Genomic DNA, 18,389 nt, shown 5'->3' with positions numbered 1-18,389 from the left:
GCTGCGGCGTTTTGCTTTTCTGGAGAACGCTTTGGACGTTGAAGTTCACGTGATCGGAGCCGGTATCGGCGGGGTCGCTGCGGCGATCGCTCTGACCCGTGCCGGCGCGCGTGTGCGCGTGCTGGAGCAGGCCGGGCAACTGACCGAGGTCGGGGCCGGCTTGCAGATCAGCCAAAACGGCCTGGCGGTCCTGCGGGCATTGGACGTGGTGGGAAACGACCCTGTCGCGGCGGTCCGGTCCACAGGGACCGAGATCCGCGATTTCGCGCGGGGACGTCTGGTCACGAAGTTTCCGCCGCCCGCGGCTGGACCGACCTGGTATTTCCATCGCGCGGACCTGCTTGCGGCGCTGGTGGACAGGGCGCGCGGGCTTGGCGTGACGTTCGAACTGGGAGCACGTGTCGATGAGGTCGAGGTCAACGATGCCGGATGCACGATGACGCTGAGCGATGGCGCCGTCCGGAAAGCCGGGATCGTGATCGCGGCGGATGGGGGGCAAAGCCGGTCCCGGCAGGTGGTCAATGGGACGTCGCGCCCGGAGTTTTCGGGCCAGGTGGCCTGGCGCGCCACGGTGCCCTGGGGGAGAGACTGCCGGCAAGGCGCTGGCCGCCTGACCATGGGTGCGAACAGGCATGTGGTCACTTACCCTCTGAGGGAAGGGCGTCTGATGAACATCGTGGCCGTCGAGGAACGAAACGACTGGACGCGCGAGGGATGGCGTTTGCAGGGCGATCCGGACGAATTCCGCCGTGCATTCCGTGAATTTGGCGGGACCGTGGGGCAGATCTTGGGCCGCGTGGAAACGGTCCATCAATGGGCGCTTTACCTGCATCCGGTGGCGTCGCGCTGGCACCGTGGCAGCCTTGCGCTGCTGGGCGATGCGGCGCACCCGACCTTGCCGTTCATGGCGCAAGGCGCCTGTCTCGCGCTGGAGGATGCCTGGGTTCTGGCCGATTGTCTTCGTGCCCATGGCCGCGCGGGTTTCGGGCACTATCAGAACCAGCGGGTGCCGCGCGCGCGCCGCGTGGTTGCGGAGGCCGCCGGAAACGCCCGGAAATTCCATCTGAAGGGTCCGGCGCGGTGGATCGCGCAGGCGGCCCTGGGCATGGCTGGGCCAAGGTTCGCCCCCCGGTACGAATGGATCTATGGTCTTGACGTGACCGCTTGACGCCCCGGTCGCCGTGGGGCTCGTCGTGGCAGACGCCCGGCGTCAGAGATCCAGTTCCACCCACACCGGGACATGATCCGATGGCTTTTCATGCCCACGGATTTCCTTGTCGATCTGGCAGTCCAGCATAAGATCCGCCGCCTGCGGGGTCAGCAGGAAGTGATCGATCCGAATGCCGTCGTTCTTGTTCCAGGCGCCCGCCTGATAGTCCCAGAATGAAAAATGTCCGGCCGCCTGTGTGCGGGCGCGAAAGGCTTCGGTGTATCCGAGGTTCAGAACCCGGCGAAAGGCAGCGCGGCTTTCCGGCCGGAACAGCGCGTCATCGCGCCAGGCGTCCGGGCGTTTCGCATCCTCTGGCTGCGGGATCACATTGTAGTCGCCCGCCATCAGGGCAGGTTCCTCGTCTTTCAGCAGTTCCGCGGCCCGGTCGCGCAGGCGTTCCATCCACGTCAGCTTGTAGTCGAACTTGGGACCCGGCGCCGGGTTTCCGTTCGGCAGGTAGAGACCGCAGATCCTGAGCGCCTGCTTTCCCACGACGGTCGCTTCGATCCACCGGGCCTGGTCGTCGTTCCCGTCGCCCGGAAGGCCGCGCACCACATCCTGCAATGGCAGTTTCGACAGGATCGCAACCCCGTTGAACGATTTCTGCCCATGAGTTTCCACGTTGTAGCCGCGGTCTTCGAACATGTCGCGGGGAAAGGCATCGTCCACGGACTTGATCTCCTGGAGCAGCACGACATCCGGTTGCGCGGAGTCCAGCCAGGCAGGCAGGGCCAAGGCCCGCGCCTTGATCCCGTTGATGTTGAAGGTGGCGATTTTCATATGGATGGTCCCGGATTGCCGCGTGCCGTTCTGTATCGCCGATGCATGCCGCCGGGGCAAGATCGTCGGGCGGGAACCTGCCTGACACGATTTGTGTCAGGCGGCGATCTAAATCGGACAGAGGTTTCGGATTTGCGGTGATTCGCGGCTGAGTCTTGCACGGTTCCGGGTTCGGAAGTCACAAATCCGGTGCATTCATAACATTTTATTAATCTATCCGGCTTCAGCCTGTTTCTGCGAAGCCTCAATGCGATGCGCGGATTTCCTCATGTGGATAAGTGTCCTGAAAACAACTTTTACACGAAAAAATACTTTGAAACTCTGCTAAAAGCTGAAAGCGTTCCCGCACGGCACACATCAACCAGCGAGGAAACCGTCATGAACGCCCAACGCAAACCCCAGGAAATCTTCACCGCTTTCGCCGAACCGGACATGTCCAGCATGTTCGATGGAGACGGCACCGCCATGTTCTCTTCGGCATCGTCGCCATCATCCCGTGGCGACCTTTTGACCGGCGACGCGACGGCCCTGTTCTCATCCGCCTCGGTTCCGGTTCGATCCGGCGCCACGATGCTTGGCGAGGCGGTGGAGATGTTCTCCTCCGCTTCTGTTCCGACCCCGGAAAGCACGGCGCTGACAGGCGATCTGGTTCAAATGTTCTCGTCCGCGTCCGCGCCCTCAGCCTCGGCGCCGGCGGAACGGACGGCAGCCATCCTCGGAGACCGGACGGAGATGTTCTCGTCCGCCAGTTGAACCTCGCCCGCAAACCCGAAGTTGGACACGGGGCGTTCAGCGTGACGCCATTTGAAGAAGGGAAAACCAATGTCGAATGTCATCAAGCTGACCGTTCCGTTCCGGCGCCAGGGCGCCGCCGCGCGCCGAGCCGCCTTGATTGCGAGTTTCGCGCAGCATCGCCGCCTGCAAGACGACGTTTTCTGGCTCAAGGAGAATGCCGAGCTTCTGAACATTCTCGAATGCACCGGGGCGTCGTTGGACGACGACACCCTTTCGCCGCTGCAAGAATTCTATGACCGGTTGGAAAGCCGGCTGGGATTTTTCCCGCAGTACTATCGCTTCTTGTTGTCCATCTGCCTTGATCTGGAAGATCTTGGTCTGCGCGGAAACAAATCCGAAGCGCTTGTCCGGTGGGTGGCGCGGGAAGGTCTGGCCGAGGCCGAACTGTCGGATCTGCAACGGCTCGAAGCCAGGCGTCTGATGCTGCGGCGCGGTATCGATCCCTTGCCGGGCGATGGCGGACTCGTCGATCGGGTGCACCGTTTCATCGAAAGGCCCGAAACCTTTGCCATGCCGAACAAGAAAGCGGCTTATGAACTGACGCATATCGTCTTTTACCTGAGCGAGTATGGGCGGCGCGATCCGCAGCTGTCGCCGGCAGCGATGATCTCGTTGGAATATGCCGGGATTCTGGCCTATCTCGAACAGAATTCGGATCTCCTGGCCGAGGTCTGCATCGCATTGCGCCATGCCGGGGCGGAACCTCCGGCGATTTGGGAAGACTGGATCGCGCGGCAGGTCGGTCTTTTCGAGATTTCGGCGGGGGTGCGGGCCGTCAACCCGGATGACTACCACGATTATTTCGTCTGCAACTGGATGCTGGAAACATCCGGGCGGGGAGGGTTCCGCAAGGCGGCGGTGGCCGACCGCATGGCGTTTTCGCGGCCCGCGCCCGCGACCGGCCCCTTGCGGGCGATGTCCGAGTGTCTGTTCCGCCTGAACGATGCCCGCAGCGACGATTGGGACACCATGCGTCCGCTGGTTGCGGACATGTTGTCGGAAACCGGGCAGGACGTTCTAGAACAGGTCGAGCGCAGCAGCGACAGGTTCGCCGAATTCTTCGCGGGATTCGCGCGGGTCGGCCTGCACGGGCCAAGGCCATAGCGCGCACTTCCATTGGGGCGGTGATGGTACCCTCGGCAAGAGGCAAGAGCCGCGCCAGTCCCCGGTCGCCGGAAGGACGGTCGAAAGCCCGGTTACATCGAAAAGGACGTGCCGCACCCACAGGACGAGGTCGCGTTCGGATTGTCGATGACGAAGCGCGCGCCGATCAGTTCTTCGGAGAAATCGATCACCGCGTTTTCCAGGAACGGCAGCGATATCGTGTCAACGACGACTTTCTGGCCCATGCCTTCAAGCACCAGATCGTCCTCTGCGGGCGTATCCAGCGCGATCTCGTATTGAAAACCGGAGCAGCCGCCGCCCTCGACGGCGACGCGAAGCGCCTGTCCCCGATCCGACGCACCGATTTCGGCCAGGCGGGCAAAGGCGCGCTCAGTCACTTTGGGGGGCAGTTTCATCTGCGATCTCCAGGGCGGTTTAACTGGTTTTCAATGTATCATATAGAAAGGCCAAGGACAGGCGACAAGGATGACCAGCGATGCGTGCGCCCTTTGCTTCGGAACCAGCGGCCAGCAGGGGGCGTCTGGTCCCGGAAGAGGAAAGCAGTTTCCGATCGTGTTTCCAACGCGATCGCGACCGGATCATCCATTCCAGCGCGTTCCGCCGACTGAAACACAAGACCCAGGTGTTCATCGAACATGAGGGCGACTATTTCCGGACCCGCCTCACGCATTCGATCGAGGTGGCGCAGGTGGCCCGCACGATTTCCGGCGCGCTTGGCCTGAACGGCGAACTGACCGAAGCCGTCGCCCTCGCGCACGATCTGGGTCACACGCCGTTCGGGCACACCGGCGAGGACGCCCTGCACGCGCAGATGGCGCCCTATGGCGGATTCGACCACAACGCGCAGGCAATCCGTATCGTCACCCATCTGGAACGGCACTATGCCGATTTCGACGGGCTGAACCTGACCTGGGAAACGCTTGAAGGGCTGGCAAAGCACAACGGGCCGGTTCTGGGGGACCTGCCCTGGGCCCTGACCGAATATGCCCGGCAGAACGACCTTGAACTGCACACCTATGCCAGCGCCGAAGCGCAGGTCGCCGCGATCGCGGATGACGTGGCCTATAACCACCACGACCTGCATGACGGCCTGCGGGCGGAACTGTTTTCGACCGACGAACTGGCGGAACTGCCGATCCTGCGGGGCTGCTTTGCCGAGGTCGACCGGATCTATCCGGGGCTGAACTACTATCGCCGCCGGCACGAGGCGTTGCGCCGCTTCTTCGGCGTTCTGGTGGAGGACGTGATCGTTCTGGCCCGCCGCAACCTCGCGGAACTCGATCCGAAAACGGTCGATGACATTCGCCATGCCGGGCGTCCGATGGTGCGGTTTTCCAGCGACGTGTTCGACGACCTCAAGCTGATCCGGGACTTCCTGTTCCAGCGCATGTATCGTGCGCCGAGGGTCGTCGAGATGCGCGCCGAGGTGACGGAGGTGGTCAACGACCTGTTTCCCTATTTCATGGCGCATCCCGACCAGTTGCCGAAACAATGGCGCAAGGACGTGGAAGAGGTCAGCGGCAAGACGGCCCTGGCGCGGATCGTGTCCGACTATATCGCGGGCATGACCGATCGCTTCGCCTTGCAGGAACACGAGCGTCTGATCGGGCGGGCGATGTCGGACATTCCGCCGGATTTCGTCTGATCTCGCCGCCCGCGCCCGACGGCACGAGTTGACGGCCCGCCCGCGCGTGTTAAACCCCGTCAAAGCCCGAAGGATGCCCAACATGAACCTGTTTTCCGATATTCGCTCTCTCGTCATTCAGAGCCTTGACGCGATGGTCGCCGAAAGCGCGCTGCCCGAGGGGCTGAGTTTCGACAATGTCGCGGTGGAACCTCCGCGCGATGCGGCTCATGGCGACATGGCGACGAATGCCGCAATGGTTCTGGCCAAGCCCGCCAGGCTGAAACCGCGCGACATTGCCGAGGCGCTGGCCGTGAAACTGGCCGCTGATCCCCGGATCGACAGCGCCGAAGTCGCCGGGCCGGGCTTTCTGAACCTGCGGCTGACGCCGTCTGTCTGGCAGGGCGTCGTCGGGCAGGTCTTGCAGCTGGGTCCCGATTTCGGTCGTTCGGAGATGGGGCAGGGGGTCCGGGTCAACGTCGAATATGTCAGCGCGAACCCGACAGGCCCGCTGCATGTCGGACATACCCGCGGCGCGGTGTTCGGCGATGCGCTGGCCAGTCTGCTGGACTATTCCGGCCACGACGTGACGCGCGAATACTACATCAACGATGGCGGCGCGCAGGTGGATGTTCTGGCCCGCTCCGTCTACCTGCGCTACCTTGAGGCGCTGGGCCAGGATGTGGCCTTCGAGGACGGAACCTACCCCGGCGATTACCTGATCCCGGTCGGACAGGCGCTGGCCGAACAAAAGGGCGACGCCTGGGTCGGCCAGCCCGAAAGCGTCTGGCTGGAAGAGCTGCGCGATTTCGCCACCGACGCGATGATGGATCTGATCCGCGCCGACCTCGCTGCGCTGGGCGTGGAAATGGATGTCTTCTTCAGCGAGAAATCGCTTTACGGAACCGGCCTGATCGAGAAGGCGATCGAGGAACTGCGCGCCAAGGGGCTGATTTATCGCGGTGTGCTGGAGCCTCCCAAGGGCAAGACGCCGGAAGACTGGGAACCGCGCGAGCAGACGCTGTTTCGCTCGACCGCGCATGGCGACGATGTGGATCGCCCGATCATGAAATCGGATGGCGGCTGGACCTATTTCGCGCCCGACATCGCCTATCACTATGACAAGGTGTCGAGGGGCTTTGACGCGCTGATCGACGTGTTCGGCGCCGATCACGGCGGCTATGTCAAGCGGATGAAGGCGGCCGTGTCCGCACTCAGCGGTGGCAAGGTGCCGTTGGACATCAAGCTCACGCAACTGGTGCGGCTGTTCAAGAACGGCGAACCCTTCAAGATGTCCAAACGCGCCGGCACCTTCGTCACCCTGCGCGATGTGGTGGACCAGGTCGGACCGGACGTGACCCGTTTCGTGATGCTGACACGCAAGAACGATGCGCCGCTGGATTTCGATTTCGACAAGGTGCTGGAACAATCCCGCGAGAACCCGGTGTTCTACGTGCAATACGCCCATGCCCGCGTGATGAGCGTTCTGCGGCGGGCCGCAGAGGCGGGTTTCGCGACCGATGACGCGGTTCTGGGCGCGGCTGACCTGAGCAAGCTGGATCATCGGGCCGAACTCGCGGTGGCCCGGAAACTGTCCGAATGGCCGCGTCTGGTGGAAACCGCGGCGCGGGCCAATGAACCGCACAGGGTTGCCTTCTACCTGTATGAATTGGCGGGCGATTTTCATGCCTTGTGGAACCGGGGGAACGATACCCCCGGATTGCGTTTCGTTCAGGACGGGGACGAGGCCACGAGCAGGGCAAAAATGGCCCTGGCCCGTGCCGTTTCCGTTGTTATTTCCGCAGGTCTTGGTATTCTCGGCGTCACACCGGCGCAGGAGATGCGGTAGTCAAATCGCCCGAACCGCCGGTCGAGGCAGTACACAAGAACCCTGAACGCGATCAAATCGGCGTGTTGACGGGCAGCGAGGCGGACATGGCAGATGAGTTTCCCGCGCAGGACGCGGCACAGGCGGATTCAAACCCGGAACACAGCGCCCTGGGCGTCGGCGGGGCGCTGAACGCCGTCGGGGCGCTGGCGTCGCTTGCGCTGATCGGCGGCATCGGCGTCTGGGGCTACAAGCTGGTGATGCGGGATGTCAGCGGGGTTCCGGTGGTCCGGGCCGTCGAAGGACCGATGCGGTTGCAGCCGGAAAACCCCGGCGGGCGGCCCGCGGATCACCAGGGGTTGGCGGTGAATGCGGTCGCGGCGCAGGGCACCGCAGAGGCACCCGCCGAACGGCTGGTTCTGGCGCCGCGCCCGGTTGATCTGCTGGATGAAGACAAGCCAATGGTTTCCGCTTCCGCCCAGGTGGCCCTGACGCTCCCGACATCGCCGGAACCTGCGGCGTCCGCCCTAGGCGCGGGTACCGATGCCGCTGTCGAAACCGATGCGGCCGCCGATCAAACGCCGCAGGACACCATGCAAACGCTGGTGAACCAGTTGATCGCCGAGGTCGTCCCGCCCGAGACGGCGCCATCCGGTCCCAAGATCGTTCCGGCCGCCCTGCGCAGGGTGGAACTGCCCGTGGCCGTCGAGGAAGACGTGATGAGCGAAGCGCACGAGAACCCGCTGGACACAGGACGGGACGAGGCGGAGATCACGCTGGCGGTCTACAGCGGACCCGGATTCGCCACGTCCCTGCGCCCCCAGACCCGCCCTGCCGATGGGGTCGCGCCGATGCGGGCCGCCTTCAGCGGTCCGGGTGTTGCCGATCTGGATGTCGACCCGCAGGACGTTCCCGCCGGAACCCGTCTGGCCCAACTGGGGGCTTTCGAAAGCGCCGAAGTCGCGGCCAGCGAATGGGACCGGCTTTCCTCGAAATTCAGCGACTACCTGGATGACAAACAGCGGGTCATTCAGAAGGCCAGCAGCGGCGGGCGCACCTTCTACCGGCTCCGTGCTCTCGGCTTTGACGATCTGAGCGACGCGCGCCGCTTCTGTTCGGCGCTGGTCGCGGAAAAGGCCGATTGCATCCCCGTGGTCCACAGATGAGCCGCTTTGGCGCGACCATCCTGTCGTCCGACGGTCCACGCCTGAGTCCCGATGAAAAAGCGTTCTTTCGGGACGTCAATCCCTTCGGATTCATCCTGTTCGCCCGACACATCGAGACGGCGGACCAGATTCGGGCGCTTTGCGCCGAATTCCGCGAAGCCGTGGGCCGCGACTGCCTGATCACCATCGACCAGGAAGGCGGGCGGGTGCAGCGCCTTTATCCGCCGCTCGCGCGGCGCTGGCGTCCCGCGCTGGACCACGCCACGGATGCCCCACAGCCGGCGCGCGCCATGTATCTGCGCGCCCGCCTGATCGCGGATGAACTGCGGAGGCTGGGCATCGACAGCAATTGCATCCCGAACCTCGACCTGGTTTTGCCGGAAACCCATGAGTTCCTTGCCAACCGGTGCTACGGCGCGGATCCCCGGCAGGTCAGCACCCTCGGCCGGGCCGTGGCGGACGGGTTGCTGGACGGCGGGGTCGTGCCGGTGATGAAACACGTTCCCGGCCATGGCCGGGCCACGATGGATTCGCATCTCGATCTGCCGGTTGTCGATACCCCGCTCGACATCTTGCGCGAGACCGATTTCAAACCCTTTGCCGCGCTCCGCGACCTGCCGCTGTCGATGACCGCGCATCTGGTCTATTCCGCGATCGATACGCTGCCCGCAACCCTGTCGCCCACGGTCATGCGCATGATCCGCGACGATATCGGCGTTGACGGTCTGATCATGACCGACGACATCTCGATGAAGGCGCTGACCGGCGGGCTTGGCGACCTCAGCCGCGCTGCGCTTGACGCCGGATGCGACGTTGTCCTGCACTGCAATGACACGCTGGCCGAACGGCGCATCGTCGCCGAAGCGTCGGGCGAAATGACCGAAGCGGCGCAAATCCGCGCCGAAGCCGCGATGACCTGGCGGCGCGCCCCGGATGCGATTGACATTCCCGCTCTGGAAGCCGAACTTGAGGCGCTTCTGGACGGACGGGTCTATGGCTGACGCAACATTCCAAGACGACACGCTTTCCGTCGCCGATCGGATCGCCGCCGAAGCTTTGATCGTGGATGTGGACGGTTTCGAAGGTCCGCTGGACGTTCTTCTGACCCTGTCGCGCACCCAGAAGGTCGATCTGCGCAGGATTTCCGTGCTGCAACTGGCGCAGCAATACCTCGGCTTCGTCGAAAGGGCCAAGTCGCTGCGGATCGAACTCGCGGCGGATTATCTCGTGATGGCGGCCTGGCTGGCCTTCCTGAAATCGCGGCTGCTGTTGCCGCCGGACCCTACCGAGGACGGTCCGTCGGGCGAAGAACTCGCCGCGCATCTGGCCTTTCAACTGGAACGCCTGCAAGCCATGCGCGACGTGGCGGCGCGGCTCATGGGGCGCGACCGGCTGGGGCGGGATTTCTTCGCGCGCGGGCAGGGCGAAGACGTGACCCGGATCCGGACGCTGCGCTACACGGCGACCCTGCTCGACCTGATGCAGGGCTATGCCCGCATTCGCACACGTGACGATTTCCGCCCCTTCGTCATGGACCGGGATTCGGTTTTCACCATGGAGCAGGCGCTGGAACGGATGCGCCCGCTGATCGGCTTCGCAGGCAGCTGGACCGATCTGACCTCCTATTTCCCGGAAGGTTGGGACGGCGACCCGGTGCGGCGCCGTTCGGCGACGGCGGCCACATTCGCGGCCTCTCTGGAACTGGTCAAGGAGGGCCACCTGGAAATCCGGCAATCCGACACTTTCGCCCCGATTCAACTGCGCAGGAAAGATGAACGACAGTGATGGACGACAGCGAGATCCCGTCTGAAAGCCTGTTTGACGCTCCGCCGATGGCGGAACAGGAACGCATGGTCGAAGCGGTTCTGTTCGCCAGCGCCGAACCGGTCAGCGTGCGGGATCTTGAAACCCGCATGCCGCATGGGTGCGACGCGGCCGAAGCCGTGGTGCGCCTGCGCAAGCGCTACGAGGGCCGGGGCGTGCAGATTGTCCGGGTCGGGGATGCCTGGGCGATCCGGACCGCGCCCGATCTCGGCTTCCTGATGCAAAAGGAAACGGTCGAAACCCGGAAACTCAGCCGCGCGGCGATCGAAACCCTGGCCATCATCGCCTATCATCAGCCGGTGACGCGCGCCGAAATCGAAGAAATCCGGGGCGTTTCCGTGTCGCGCGGAACGGTGGACCAGCTATTGGAAATGGAATGGATCAGGTTCGGCCGCCGCAAGATGACGCCCGGCCGTCCCGTGACCTTTGTGGTGACGTCGGAATTCCTGGACCACTTCGGCCTGGAAAGCGCCCGCGATCTGCCGGGGCTGAAGGAACTGCGCGCCGCAGGGCTTCTGGAGAACCGACCGCCGCCGGGTGCGATGCCTGCGGGCGAGCCCGACGAAGACGGCGAAACCGACGCAGGGCAACCGGAACTTTTCGAGGACTGAATGGCCGGTGCCCTGATATGGACGGATTTCAGTCATAGGACCGGCCCGGCCGGATCGGGGCAAGGGAGGCTGGCATGAACTTTGACCGGATCGTCAACAGGATCCTTCGCATGCTGACGCGTCGCGCGGTCAACATGGGTGTGAACAAGGGTATTGACGCGGCGGCGGACCTGGCGCGAATGCCTCCGCCGGCACATCCTTTGCCGGATGCCGACAGTTTGCATGGGACAGGCAATGCCGATCAGGCTGCGGAAGGCCGCAAGAGACTGACGCCGGAACAGCGACAGGCGAAGCGGGCGGCGCGCCGGGCGCGCAAAGCGGCCAGGATGGCGAAACGCGCGTCCAGGATGTGACGTCAGGGCCGCCGGGCGCGGAAATGCTTGGACAGTTTCAGCCCCTGTCCCTGGTAATTCGACGCAATGCCCGCGCCGTAAAGCTGGGTCGGCACCTCCGCCATGCGTTCGTAGACCAGCCTGCCGACGATCTGGCCATGCTCCAGAACGAAGGGCGCCTCATGGCAGCGCACTTCGAGAACGCCGCGCGATCCGGCGCCACCCGATTCGGCGTGGCCGAACCCCGGATCGAAGAACCCGGCATAATGCACCCGGAATTCGCCCACCATGGCCAGGTAGGGCGCCATTTCGGCGGCGCAATGGGGCGGAATCGCGATCGCTTCGCGGCTGACAAGGATATAGAAGGCGCCGGGATCGAGGATGATCCAGCCGGTGCCTGTGCGCACCGGCTCCCAGAAGTCCAGCGGGTCGTAATGATCGAGCTTGCTCAGGTCGATGACGCCGGTATGCGGCTTCGCGCGGTATCCGACCAGATCGCCGGCTTCCGGGCGCAGGTCGACGGAAAAGCCCAATCCGCTGGATATGGTCGCCTCGCCGCTCACGATGGGGCTTTCGGCGTGAATGGCCCGCAATTCCTCGTCTCCGATGACCGTGGTCCCGGTTCGAAAGATGATCTGGTTCAGCATCTGGCCGGTCTGAGCGATGACGGAAAAGCTCTGCGGGCAGATTTCGACATAGAGCGGTCCGTTGTATCCGTCCGGAACCCGGTCGAATTCAACGCCATGATCGGTGATGATCCGGGTCAGCAGGTCGAGCCGTCCGATAGACGATTTGGCGCTGGCAGCCCCGGACATTCCTGCCGGCAGGGCCAGGCTTTCCATCAGGGGAACGACGTAGACGCAGCCCTTTTCCAGCACCGCCCCGCCGGTCAGATCGATCTCGTGCATCCGGAAGTCCGAAAGCCGGTCGCCGACCGTCCGGCGGCGACCGGCCAGGAAAGAGGCGCGGACCCGATAGGCCACATCGCCGAGGCGCAGGTCGAGACTGGCGGGCTGCACCTGCCTGTCCGTGATCGGCACAGCCGCCGTAATGGCGCCGCTTTCAATCATCGCGGTGATGTGTTGGTTGGGGCTCACACCGGCCATGCCGCTTTCTCCTTCTTAAAGGCCACCATTCAGGCCGTGGGATGAAAGCGGGCAGGCGGACATCGTCGAATTGTTTTGGTCGGGCTAGCAGGACTCGAACCTGCGACCTTCCGTCCCCCAGACGGACGCGCTACCAGGCTGCGCCATAGCCCGACGATGGGCCGTTCATACCGGTTTTCAGACCGGGGGCAAGGGGGAATCATCGTATTGCCCTATGCCGAGCCCGCCCCGGCATTCCGGTCCAGCCATTTGCGCAAATCCATTGAAATCGGGGTCAGAGCCTGGACCTGTCGCGAGGTCAGCCGGTCCAGCCTTGCCAGATGCGCCAACACGCCGGGGTGATAGGGAATGTCGGATTCGTCGGGCGGATCGGACACCTCGATGGCCTGCGCCTTCGGAGCGAGCTGGTCCGGTGCGATCGTTGCTGCGGACATGTCCATTGCGCCGGGCCGGTCCCGGTGCATGAAGGACGGCAGTTTCGCTTGCGGCGGCGGCGGTTCCGGTCTTTCGGCGGTGGCAGCGGTCAAGGTTTCGACGTGCTGTTCGTCGTCATCGTCATCGTCGTCGTCATCCGCCTCCGGCACGTCAGAGCGCAGGGCAGCATCGATCAGCCCCTGCACATCTTCGGCGTCATCGCCGGTGTCGTCCTGGTCATCGTCACTGTCGTCTTCCATCTCCGCTTCAAGGACAATAGCCTTGCCGCCGTGATCTTCCGCGGTGCGGTTGCCGCGGAATTGCAGGACGGTGCTTTCCTTTTCGGGGCGTTGCGCCAGCGTCTCCATGCCATCCTCGAGCGGTTGCGACAGCTCCGCGACATGCGCGACCCCTTGTTCGCGAAGGATTTTCTGGACGCCTTTGATCGTCACCCCGTCATCATGCAGCAATTTCTTGATGCCGCCCAGAAGCTGCATGTCGCCCGGACGGTAATACCGCCGTCCGCCAGCCCGTTTGACCGGCTTTACCTGCGAGAATTTGCTTTCCCAGAAGCGCAGCACATGCGCTTGAATCCCCAGCCAGTCCGCGACTTCACTGATCGTGCGGAACGCGTCAGGCGATTTGCTCATACCCTCTGCTCCGGATCAGCGCCTGTTGCCTTCGGCGACGCGATCCTTCATCAGATGTGACGGTCGGAAGGTCAGAACGCGGCGGGGCTGAATGGGAACCTCTTCGCCGGTCTTGGGGTTGCGCCCGATGCGTGCCGACTTGTCGCGCACACTGAAAGTGCCAAAGGACGAAATCTTGACCTGTTCGCCGCGCACAAGCGCGTCGGACATGTGTTCCAGCATGCTTTCGACCAATTGCGCGCTTTCGTTGCGGGACAGTCCGACTTCGCGGAACACCGCTTCGCTCAAATCCATCCGTGTCAGCGTTTTTTCGCCCATCTTGTCCCCCTGACGTTGGAGCGAGCATAGGGCCGAGGTATTTTCGCTGTCAATATCAATGATTTGCAAGGGTGCGGATAGGCGTGTTCGCGCGCGCAATCCACGCGCGACAGTTACCACCGCAACACAACCGCGCCCCAGGCCAGTCCGCCGCCGATCGCTTCGGTGACAAGCACATCTCCGCGCTTGATCTGTCCGCGTTCGCTGCCGACGGACAAGGCCAGCGGGATCGAGGCCGCCGAGGTGTTGCCATGAACCTGCACCGTGACCACGACCCGGTCCATGTCCAGGCCCATCTTCCTGGCCGTGCCCTGAATGATACGGATATTGGCCTGGTGCGGCACGATCCAGTCCACATCGGCGGCCGCCAGCCCCGCCTTCTCCAGCGCGGTTTCGGCTGTCGCCGCCAGTTTCTCGACCGCGTGACGGAACACCTGGTTGCCTTGCATCCGCAAGTAGCCGGTGCTTTGGGTGGACACGCCGCCGTCGACGTAGAGCAGGTCCTTGAAACGGCCGTCCGAATGCAGATCGGTCGCCAGAATCCCGCGATCCTCCGACGTTCCGCCACCTTCCTGGCGTTCCAGAACAATGGCGCCGGCCCCGTCGCCGAAAAGCACGCAGGTGCCGCGGTCGGTCCAGTCCATGATCCGGCTGAAGGTTTCCGCGCCGATCACGAGGATCCGGTTGGCCTGACCCGACAGGATCATCGCGTTGGCGGTGCTGAGCGCATAGACGAACCCGGCGCAGACCGCCTGCACGTCGAAGGCGAAACCGCGGGTCATCCCCAGCGCGGCCTGCACCATCGTCGCAGCCGACGGAAACGTCAGGTCGGCGGTGGAGGTGGCAAGGATGATCGCATCTATGTCATCCGGTTGCAGGCCGGCGTTGGACAGCGCCGCCCGCGCGGCCTTTGCGGCCAGATCGGACGTGGTTTCGTCCGGGGCGGCGAAATGGCGGCTTTCGATCCCCGAACGGGACCGGATCCATTCATCCGACGTATCGAGGCTGGCCTCGAATTCCGAGTTCGGAACGACCCGTTCGGGCAGGTAATGTCCCACGCCAACGACAACTGCTCGCCTTGTCATGACTAACCTTTTTCTTTTTGTGTCTCCGCCGTGGTTCCGGTCGGTTCGATCTCATCTTGCGCAAGCTCTACGGTGGATGCAACCCGCGCGGCCAGCTTTTCGGAGAAGCCGGTCTTGGCCAGTTGGAAGGCCAGCTTGACCGCAGCGGACACGCCGGTGGCGTCGGCGCCTCCATGGGATTTCACCACGGTGCCGTTCAGGCCCAGGAACACGCCGCCGTTGACGCGGCGGGGATCGATGCGCTTTTTCAGGCGTTCCAGCGAGGAAATCGCCAGAACGGAGGCCAGCCGCGACAGGAACGAATATTTGAACGCCTCGCGCAGCAACGCTCCGATCAGCCCGGCCGTGCCTTCGCCGGTCTTGATCGCGACATTGCCGGTGAAACCGTCCGTCACGATCACATCGGCCGTCTTGCCCGGAATGTCGGAACCTTCGACAAAGCCGACGAAATCGAAATCGGCCTGATCGGCGAACTGCGCGATCAGCGCCTGCGCTTCCTTCAGTTCGGGCCGGCCCTTGTGCTCTTCGGTGCCGACGTTGAGCAGGCCGATGCGGGGGCGTTTCAGGTTCATGCCATTGCGGGCATAGGATGCGCCCATCAGCGCATATTGCAGAAGGTCGCGCGCATCCGCACGGATGTCCGCGCCGACGTCCAGCATCACGTTGAACCCCTGCGGGTTGCGCGATGGGAACAGGATCGCGATGGCTGGCCGGTTCACGCCCGGAATCTTGCGCAGGCGGATCACGCTCAATGCCATCAGCGCGCCGGTGTTGCCGCAGGATACGGCGCCCAGCGCGTCGCCGTTGCGCACCGATTCGAGCGCGGACCACATGGAGGTGCCCTTGGCGTTGCGCACGACGGCGCCGGGCTTGTCGTCCATTGTGACGACATCCGGCGCGTCGCAATAGCGCACACGCCCCGAGAGCACGCTGCGCTTGGCAACGAGCTTTCTCAGGGTATCTTCCGGGCCATGCAGAATGAACCCGATTTCCGGATTCTTTTCCGCGGACTTGGCGATGCCGGCAACGACGGCCGAAGGGCCGGCATCTCCTCCCATTGCGTCAACCGAAATGATGATCCGTTCGGTGCCCGCCGGGGTCTGATCGGTGTTGGCCGTCATTCAGGGGCCTGTCTGGCCGGCTCAGGCCGCGTCCTCGTCCAGGTCGATTTCCTCGGTCAGGGCGACGATTTCCTTGTCGTCGTAGTGACCGCAGGCCGCACAGACGTGGTGCGGGCGCTTCAGCTCGCCGCAGTTCGGGCATTCGTTGGGATTTGCAGCAACCAGCGCGTCATGCGCACGACGATTGTTGCGGCGCGACTTGGATACTTTGTTCTGTTGGACAGCCATGTCTCAACCTTTGTCTGATGGGGGCTGCGGGCGATCCCGCGGGCCGTGTTGCAATGTTCGTTTCGCGTATCGTTTCGACAGGCGTGACGTGCGTGTAGGCCGCGGCCCGTCCGATGTCCAACCCAAAAACCGATGAGCGCGCGAAAATACTGCGATTTTTTGGCTGTGCAAGCGGTTTTTCCGAACCCCGTCCGCGGAATCCGCCAGGGCGATATTTCAAGGCTGCTTTTTCAGCGAATCCCGAAGCGATGCAAGCCCCGCAAAGGGACGCGCGTCTTCGTCGCGCATCGGTTGGACGCCGGGTTCAGCGAAGACCGACTCGTCCAGCCCGGCGCCGTCCTTGCGCGGATAGAGCGGCAATGCCAGCGACAGGGCTTCGACCATCACCTCGCCGGGATCAATGAACGAACCGAGCCGTTCGAGCGTGTCGTCCTCGGGCATTTCGATTTCCTCGGCGTCGATCTCGGGCATTTCCGCGAGGTAAAGCCGCCTCACATCCGTATCGATCCGGCTGGTCACGGGATCGAGCGTGACGATGCAGGGCTGCACCACCGTGGCCCCGAGCCGTCCGGTCAGCAGCCAGTCCTTGCTGCCCTGGGCGGCGATCTCGCCGGTGAAGCGCAGTTTGCGCAAACCGCTCAGGCCCAGGTCATCGGCGATCGACTTCAGAGCCGCCGGGTCGGGGCGCAGATCGAACGGCGTACTCGCGTTCTGCGACAGGTCTGCGACTCTCAGGGCGGTCTTCCGGGGCATCCTGTGTCTTTCGTTTCTTGAACCATGGGGCGGGTTTCTATAATCGGGGATACGAGGCGCAACGCGCCAAGGCAAGAGGGCAGCCCTGATCATGACCGTATCGCAGGTGAAACGGATGTTTGTCGCCGCCCTGTCGGCCACGGCACTGGCGGCGGTCGCCGCCTGTTCGTCGATATACCGGAATCATGGCTATGTCCCGACCGACGAGGAACTGTCCGAAGTCACGGTGGGTGTGGATACGCGCGACAGCGTGGCAGAGACGATCGGGGTTCCCACGGCGTCCGGCGTTCTGAACGATGGCGGATACTACTATGTCACCTCCCGGTTCCGCCATTACGGGGCAAGGCAGCCCGAGGTGGTCGAGCGTCAGCTGGTTGCGATCAGCTTCACCCAGTCCGGGGTGGTCGAGAACATCGAACGCTACAGCCTTCAGGACGGCCGGGTGATCTCGCTGAACCGGCGCGTTACGGATTCCAACGTCAACAACAAGACCTTCCTGCGCCAGCTGCTGGGCAATCTGGGCAACTTCAATCCGTCCGATGTGCCACAGTGATGGCGGCCGGTCCGGCAGGTGCGTGACGCGCCTTGAACGCCGGGACCGCTGGTCCTAGGCTTTGCGCCAGATACAAGCGGGACCGGAGATGCCCTTTGGAGACCCTGTGCTGACACGGGGCCGATACAGCGCAAGATTCGCGCAAAACGCCCAGGATCTCGTGCGCGCGCAAAACCTGCGCGCCCGGTGTTTTTCAACCCACGCGCCAGACAGCGACGCATTCGATGCGGAGTGCCGCCACATGATGGTGCTGGATCGGCAAACCGATGAACTGGTCTGTTGTTTCCGCATCCGTCTGTTTCAGGGCGCAGCCGACCTTGACCGCAGCTATTCGGCGCAGTTCTACGACCTGACGCGGTTGTCCGGCTTTCCGGGACGTATCGCCGAACTCGGGCGGTTCTGTGTGCGTCCCGGCCGCCGCGATCCCGACATCCTGCGGATCGCCTGGGGCGCCCTGGCCAGGTTCGTGGATGCCAATGATATCGGGCTGCTGACCGGGTGTTCCTCTTTCGCGGGAACGGAGGTGTCTGCCTATCTGGACAGTTTCGCCCTGCTCAAGGCCGCGCATCTCGCGCCGATGCGCTGGATGCCGGGCATCAAGTCCGGCGAGGTGTTCCGGTATTCCGAACTGGTGCGGCACAGTCCCGACAGAACGCGCGGACTGGCGCAGATGCCGCCTTTGCTGCGCAGCTACCTGAGGATGGGCGGCTGGGTCAGCGATCATGCTGTTGTGGACCGGCAGATGAACACGCTGCACGTTTTCACGGCGCTGGAGACCGAAGCGATTCCGAAACCGCGCCGCCGCCAGCTGCTCGCGATTTCGGCGTGATGCCCGCCCGCTCTCGCGGCGGCACCGACAGAGCACG

21 protein-coding genes and 1 tRNA gene are annotated in these 18,389 nt (G+C 63.7%); 12 read left to right on the top strand and 10 right to left on the bottom strand.

What is annotated here, in order from left to right; all coding sequences use genetic code 11:
• Window positions 1–31: 31 nt before the first annotated feature.
• Window positions 32–1,168: an FAD-dependent monooxygenase gene (locus tag QO034_RS08350; RefSeq protein ID WP_284485056.1), complete on the top strand. Its 1,137-nt coding sequence runs from the start codon at window positions 32–34 to the stop codon at window positions 1,166–1,168.
• A 42-nt stretch (window positions 1,169–1,210) separates the two neighbouring features.
• On the opposite strand, the gene xth is transcribed toward QO034_RS08350, so the two are convergent.
• Window positions 1,211–1,990 (bottom strand): exodeoxyribonuclease III, encoded by a 780-nt coding sequence (xth, locus tag QO034_RS08345; RefSeq protein WP_284485055.1) that lies wholly within the window; start codon window positions 1,988–1,990, stop codon window positions 1,211–1,213.
• 378 nt (window positions 1,991–2,368) lie between these two features.
• On the opposite strand from xth, the gene QO034_RS08340 reads away from it, so the two are divergent.
• Window positions 2,369–2,743, top strand: a complete 375-nt coding sequence (locus QO034_RS08340) for a hypothetical protein (protein ID WP_284485054.1) — start codon at window positions 2,369–2,371, stop codon at window positions 2,741–2,743.
• A 69-nt stretch (window positions 2,744–2,812) separates the two neighbouring features.
• Window positions 2,813–3,889 (top strand): DUF6902 family protein, encoded by a 1,077-nt coding sequence (locus QO034_RS08335; protein WP_284485053.1) that lies wholly within the window; start codon window positions 2,813–2,815, stop codon window positions 3,887–3,889.
• Window positions 3,890–3,981: 92 nt separating this feature from the next.
• Here QO034_RS08335 and QO034_RS08330 read toward each other — a convergent pair whose 3' ends face one another.
• The gene (locus QO034_RS08330; protein ID WP_284485052.1) at window positions 3,982–4,305 is read right to left on the bottom strand and encodes a HesB/IscA family protein; all 324 of its coding nucleotides are present in this window, start codon (window positions 4,303–4,305) and stop codon (window positions 3,982–3,984) included.
• Between the two features lie 80 nt (window positions 4,306–4,385).
• Between QO034_RS08330 and QO034_RS08325 the strand changes: the two genes are divergently transcribed.
• The 7 genes from QO034_RS08325 (at window position 4,386) to QO034_RS08295 (ending at window position 11,316) form a co-directional block, all read left to right on the top strand.
• Window positions 4,386–5,555 carry a deoxyguanosinetriphosphate triphosphohydrolase gene (locus tag QO034_RS08325; RefSeq protein WP_284485051.1) on the top strand — a complete coding sequence of 390 codons (1,170 nt, stop codon included), beginning with the start codon at window positions 4,386–4,388 and terminating at the stop codon, window positions 5,553–5,555.
• 82 nt (window positions 5,556–5,637) lie between these two features.
• The gene (gene argS / locus QO034_RS08320; RefSeq protein ID WP_284485050.1) at window positions 5,638–7,383 is read left to right on the top strand and encodes an arginine--tRNA ligase; all 1,746 of its coding nucleotides are present in this window, start codon (window positions 5,638–5,640) and stop codon (window positions 7,381–7,383) included.
• An 86-nt stretch (window positions 7,384–7,469) separates the two neighbouring features.
• On the top strand, window positions 7,470–8,528 hold the full coding sequence (locus tag QO034_RS08315) for an SPOR domain-containing protein (protein ID WP_284485049.1): 1,059 nt from the start codon (window positions 7,470–7,472) through the stop codon (window positions 8,526–8,528).
• Complete coding sequence (locus QO034_RS08310) at window positions 8,525–9,529, top strand: glycoside hydrolase family 3 N-terminal domain-containing protein (protein ID WP_284485048.1); 1,005 nt, start codon at window positions 8,525–8,527, stop codon at window positions 9,527–9,529. Before QO034_RS08315 ends, QO034_RS08310 begins: the two co-directional genes overlap by 4 nt.
• Window positions 9,522–10,313 (top strand): segregation and condensation protein A, encoded by a 792-nt coding sequence (locus QO034_RS08305; RefSeq protein WP_284485047.1) that lies wholly within the window; start codon window positions 9,522–9,524, stop codon window positions 10,311–10,313. The genes QO034_RS08310 and QO034_RS08305 overlap by 8 nt, the downstream gene beginning before the upstream one ends.
• Window positions 10,313–10,963 carry an SMC-Scp complex subunit ScpB gene (scpB, locus tag QO034_RS08300; protein ID WP_284485046.1) on the top strand — a complete coding sequence of 217 codons (651 nt, stop codon included), beginning with the start codon at window positions 10,313–10,315 and terminating at the stop codon, window positions 10,961–10,963. The genes QO034_RS08305 and scpB overlap by 1 nt, the downstream gene beginning before the upstream one ends.
• Before the next feature lie 110 nt (window positions 10,964–11,073).
• Window positions 11,074–11,316, top strand: a complete 243-nt coding sequence (locus QO034_RS08295) for a hypothetical protein (protein WP_284485045.1) — start codon at window positions 11,074–11,076, stop codon at window positions 11,314–11,316.
• Window positions 11,317–11,318: 2 nt separating this feature from the next.
• Here the strand turns inward: QO034_RS08295 and QO034_RS08290 are convergent, their stop codons facing one another.
• From QO034_RS08290 to QO034_RS08255, 8 genes are all read right to left on the bottom strand, one after another.
• Window positions 11,319–12,401, bottom strand: a complete 1,083-nt coding sequence (locus QO034_RS08290) for a 2'-deoxycytidine 5'-triphosphate deaminase (protein ID WP_284485044.1) — start codon at window positions 12,399–12,401, stop codon at window positions 11,319–11,321.
• Window positions 12,402–12,477: 76 nt separating this feature from the next.
• Window positions 12,478–12,554, bottom strand: a tRNA-Pro gene (locus tag QO034_RS08285).
• Between the two features lie 59 nt (window positions 12,555–12,613).
• A complete protein-coding gene (locus QO034_RS08280) occupies window positions 12,614–13,465 on the bottom strand; it encodes a MerR family transcriptional regulator (protein ID WP_284485043.1) in 852 nt (283 codons plus the stop codon).
• A 15-nt stretch (window positions 13,466–13,480) separates the two neighbouring features.
• Entirely contained in the window at window positions 13,481–13,783 is a 303-nt protein-coding gene (gene ihfA, locus QO034_RS08275; RefSeq protein ID WP_284485042.1) for an integration host factor subunit alpha, read from the bottom strand.
• A gap of 113 nt (window positions 13,784–13,896) precedes the next feature.
• On the bottom strand, window positions 13,897–14,868 hold the full coding sequence (locus tag QO034_RS08270) for a beta-ketoacyl-ACP synthase III (RefSeq protein WP_284485041.1): 972 nt from the start codon (window positions 14,866–14,868) through the stop codon (window positions 13,897–13,899).
• A gap of 2 nt (window positions 14,869–14,870) precedes the next feature.
• Window positions 14,871–15,989, bottom strand: coding sequence for a phosphate acyltransferase PlsX (gene plsX, locus QO034_RS08265; RefSeq protein ID WP_284485040.1), 1,119 nt, complete (start codon window positions 15,987–15,989; stop codon window positions 14,871–14,873).
• Between the two features lie 21 nt (window positions 15,990–16,010).
• A complete protein-coding gene (gene rpmF, locus QO034_RS08260; RefSeq protein ID WP_284485039.1) occupies window positions 16,011–16,217 on the bottom strand; it encodes a 50S ribosomal protein L32 in 207 nt (68 codons plus the stop codon).
• 216 nt (window positions 16,218–16,433) lie between these two features.
• The gene (locus QO034_RS08255; RefSeq protein ID WP_284485038.1) at window positions 16,434–16,970 is read right to left on the bottom strand and encodes a YceD family protein; all 537 of its coding nucleotides are present in this window, start codon (window positions 16,968–16,970) and stop codon (window positions 16,434–16,436) included.
• 91 nt (window positions 16,971–17,061) lie between these two features.
• On the opposite strand from QO034_RS08255, the gene QO034_RS08250 reads away from it, so the two are divergent.
• Both QO034_RS08250 and QO034_RS08245 read left to right on the top strand, forming a co-directional pair.
• Window positions 17,062–17,523: an outer membrane protein assembly factor BamE gene (locus tag QO034_RS08250; protein ID WP_284485037.1), complete on the top strand. Its 462-nt coding sequence runs from the start codon at window positions 17,062–17,064 to the stop codon at window positions 17,521–17,523.
• An 88-nt stretch (window positions 17,524–17,611) separates the two neighbouring features.
• Window positions 17,612–18,352 (top strand): GNAT family N-acetyltransferase, encoded by a 741-nt coding sequence (locus tag QO034_RS08245; protein ID WP_284485036.1) that lies wholly within the window; start codon window positions 17,612–17,614, stop codon window positions 18,350–18,352.
• The last annotated feature ends 37 nt before the right edge of the window (window positions 18,353–18,389 follow it).

Origin of the sequence: Sedimentitalea xiamensis, from assembly GCF_030164465.1 — a bacterium.
Taxonomy (GTDB): domain Bacteria; phylum Pseudomonadota; class Alphaproteobacteria; order Rhodobacterales; family Rhodobacteraceae; genus Sedimentitalea; species Sedimentitalea xiamensis.
This window is presented reverse-complemented; position numbering and strand designations above follow the sequence as displayed.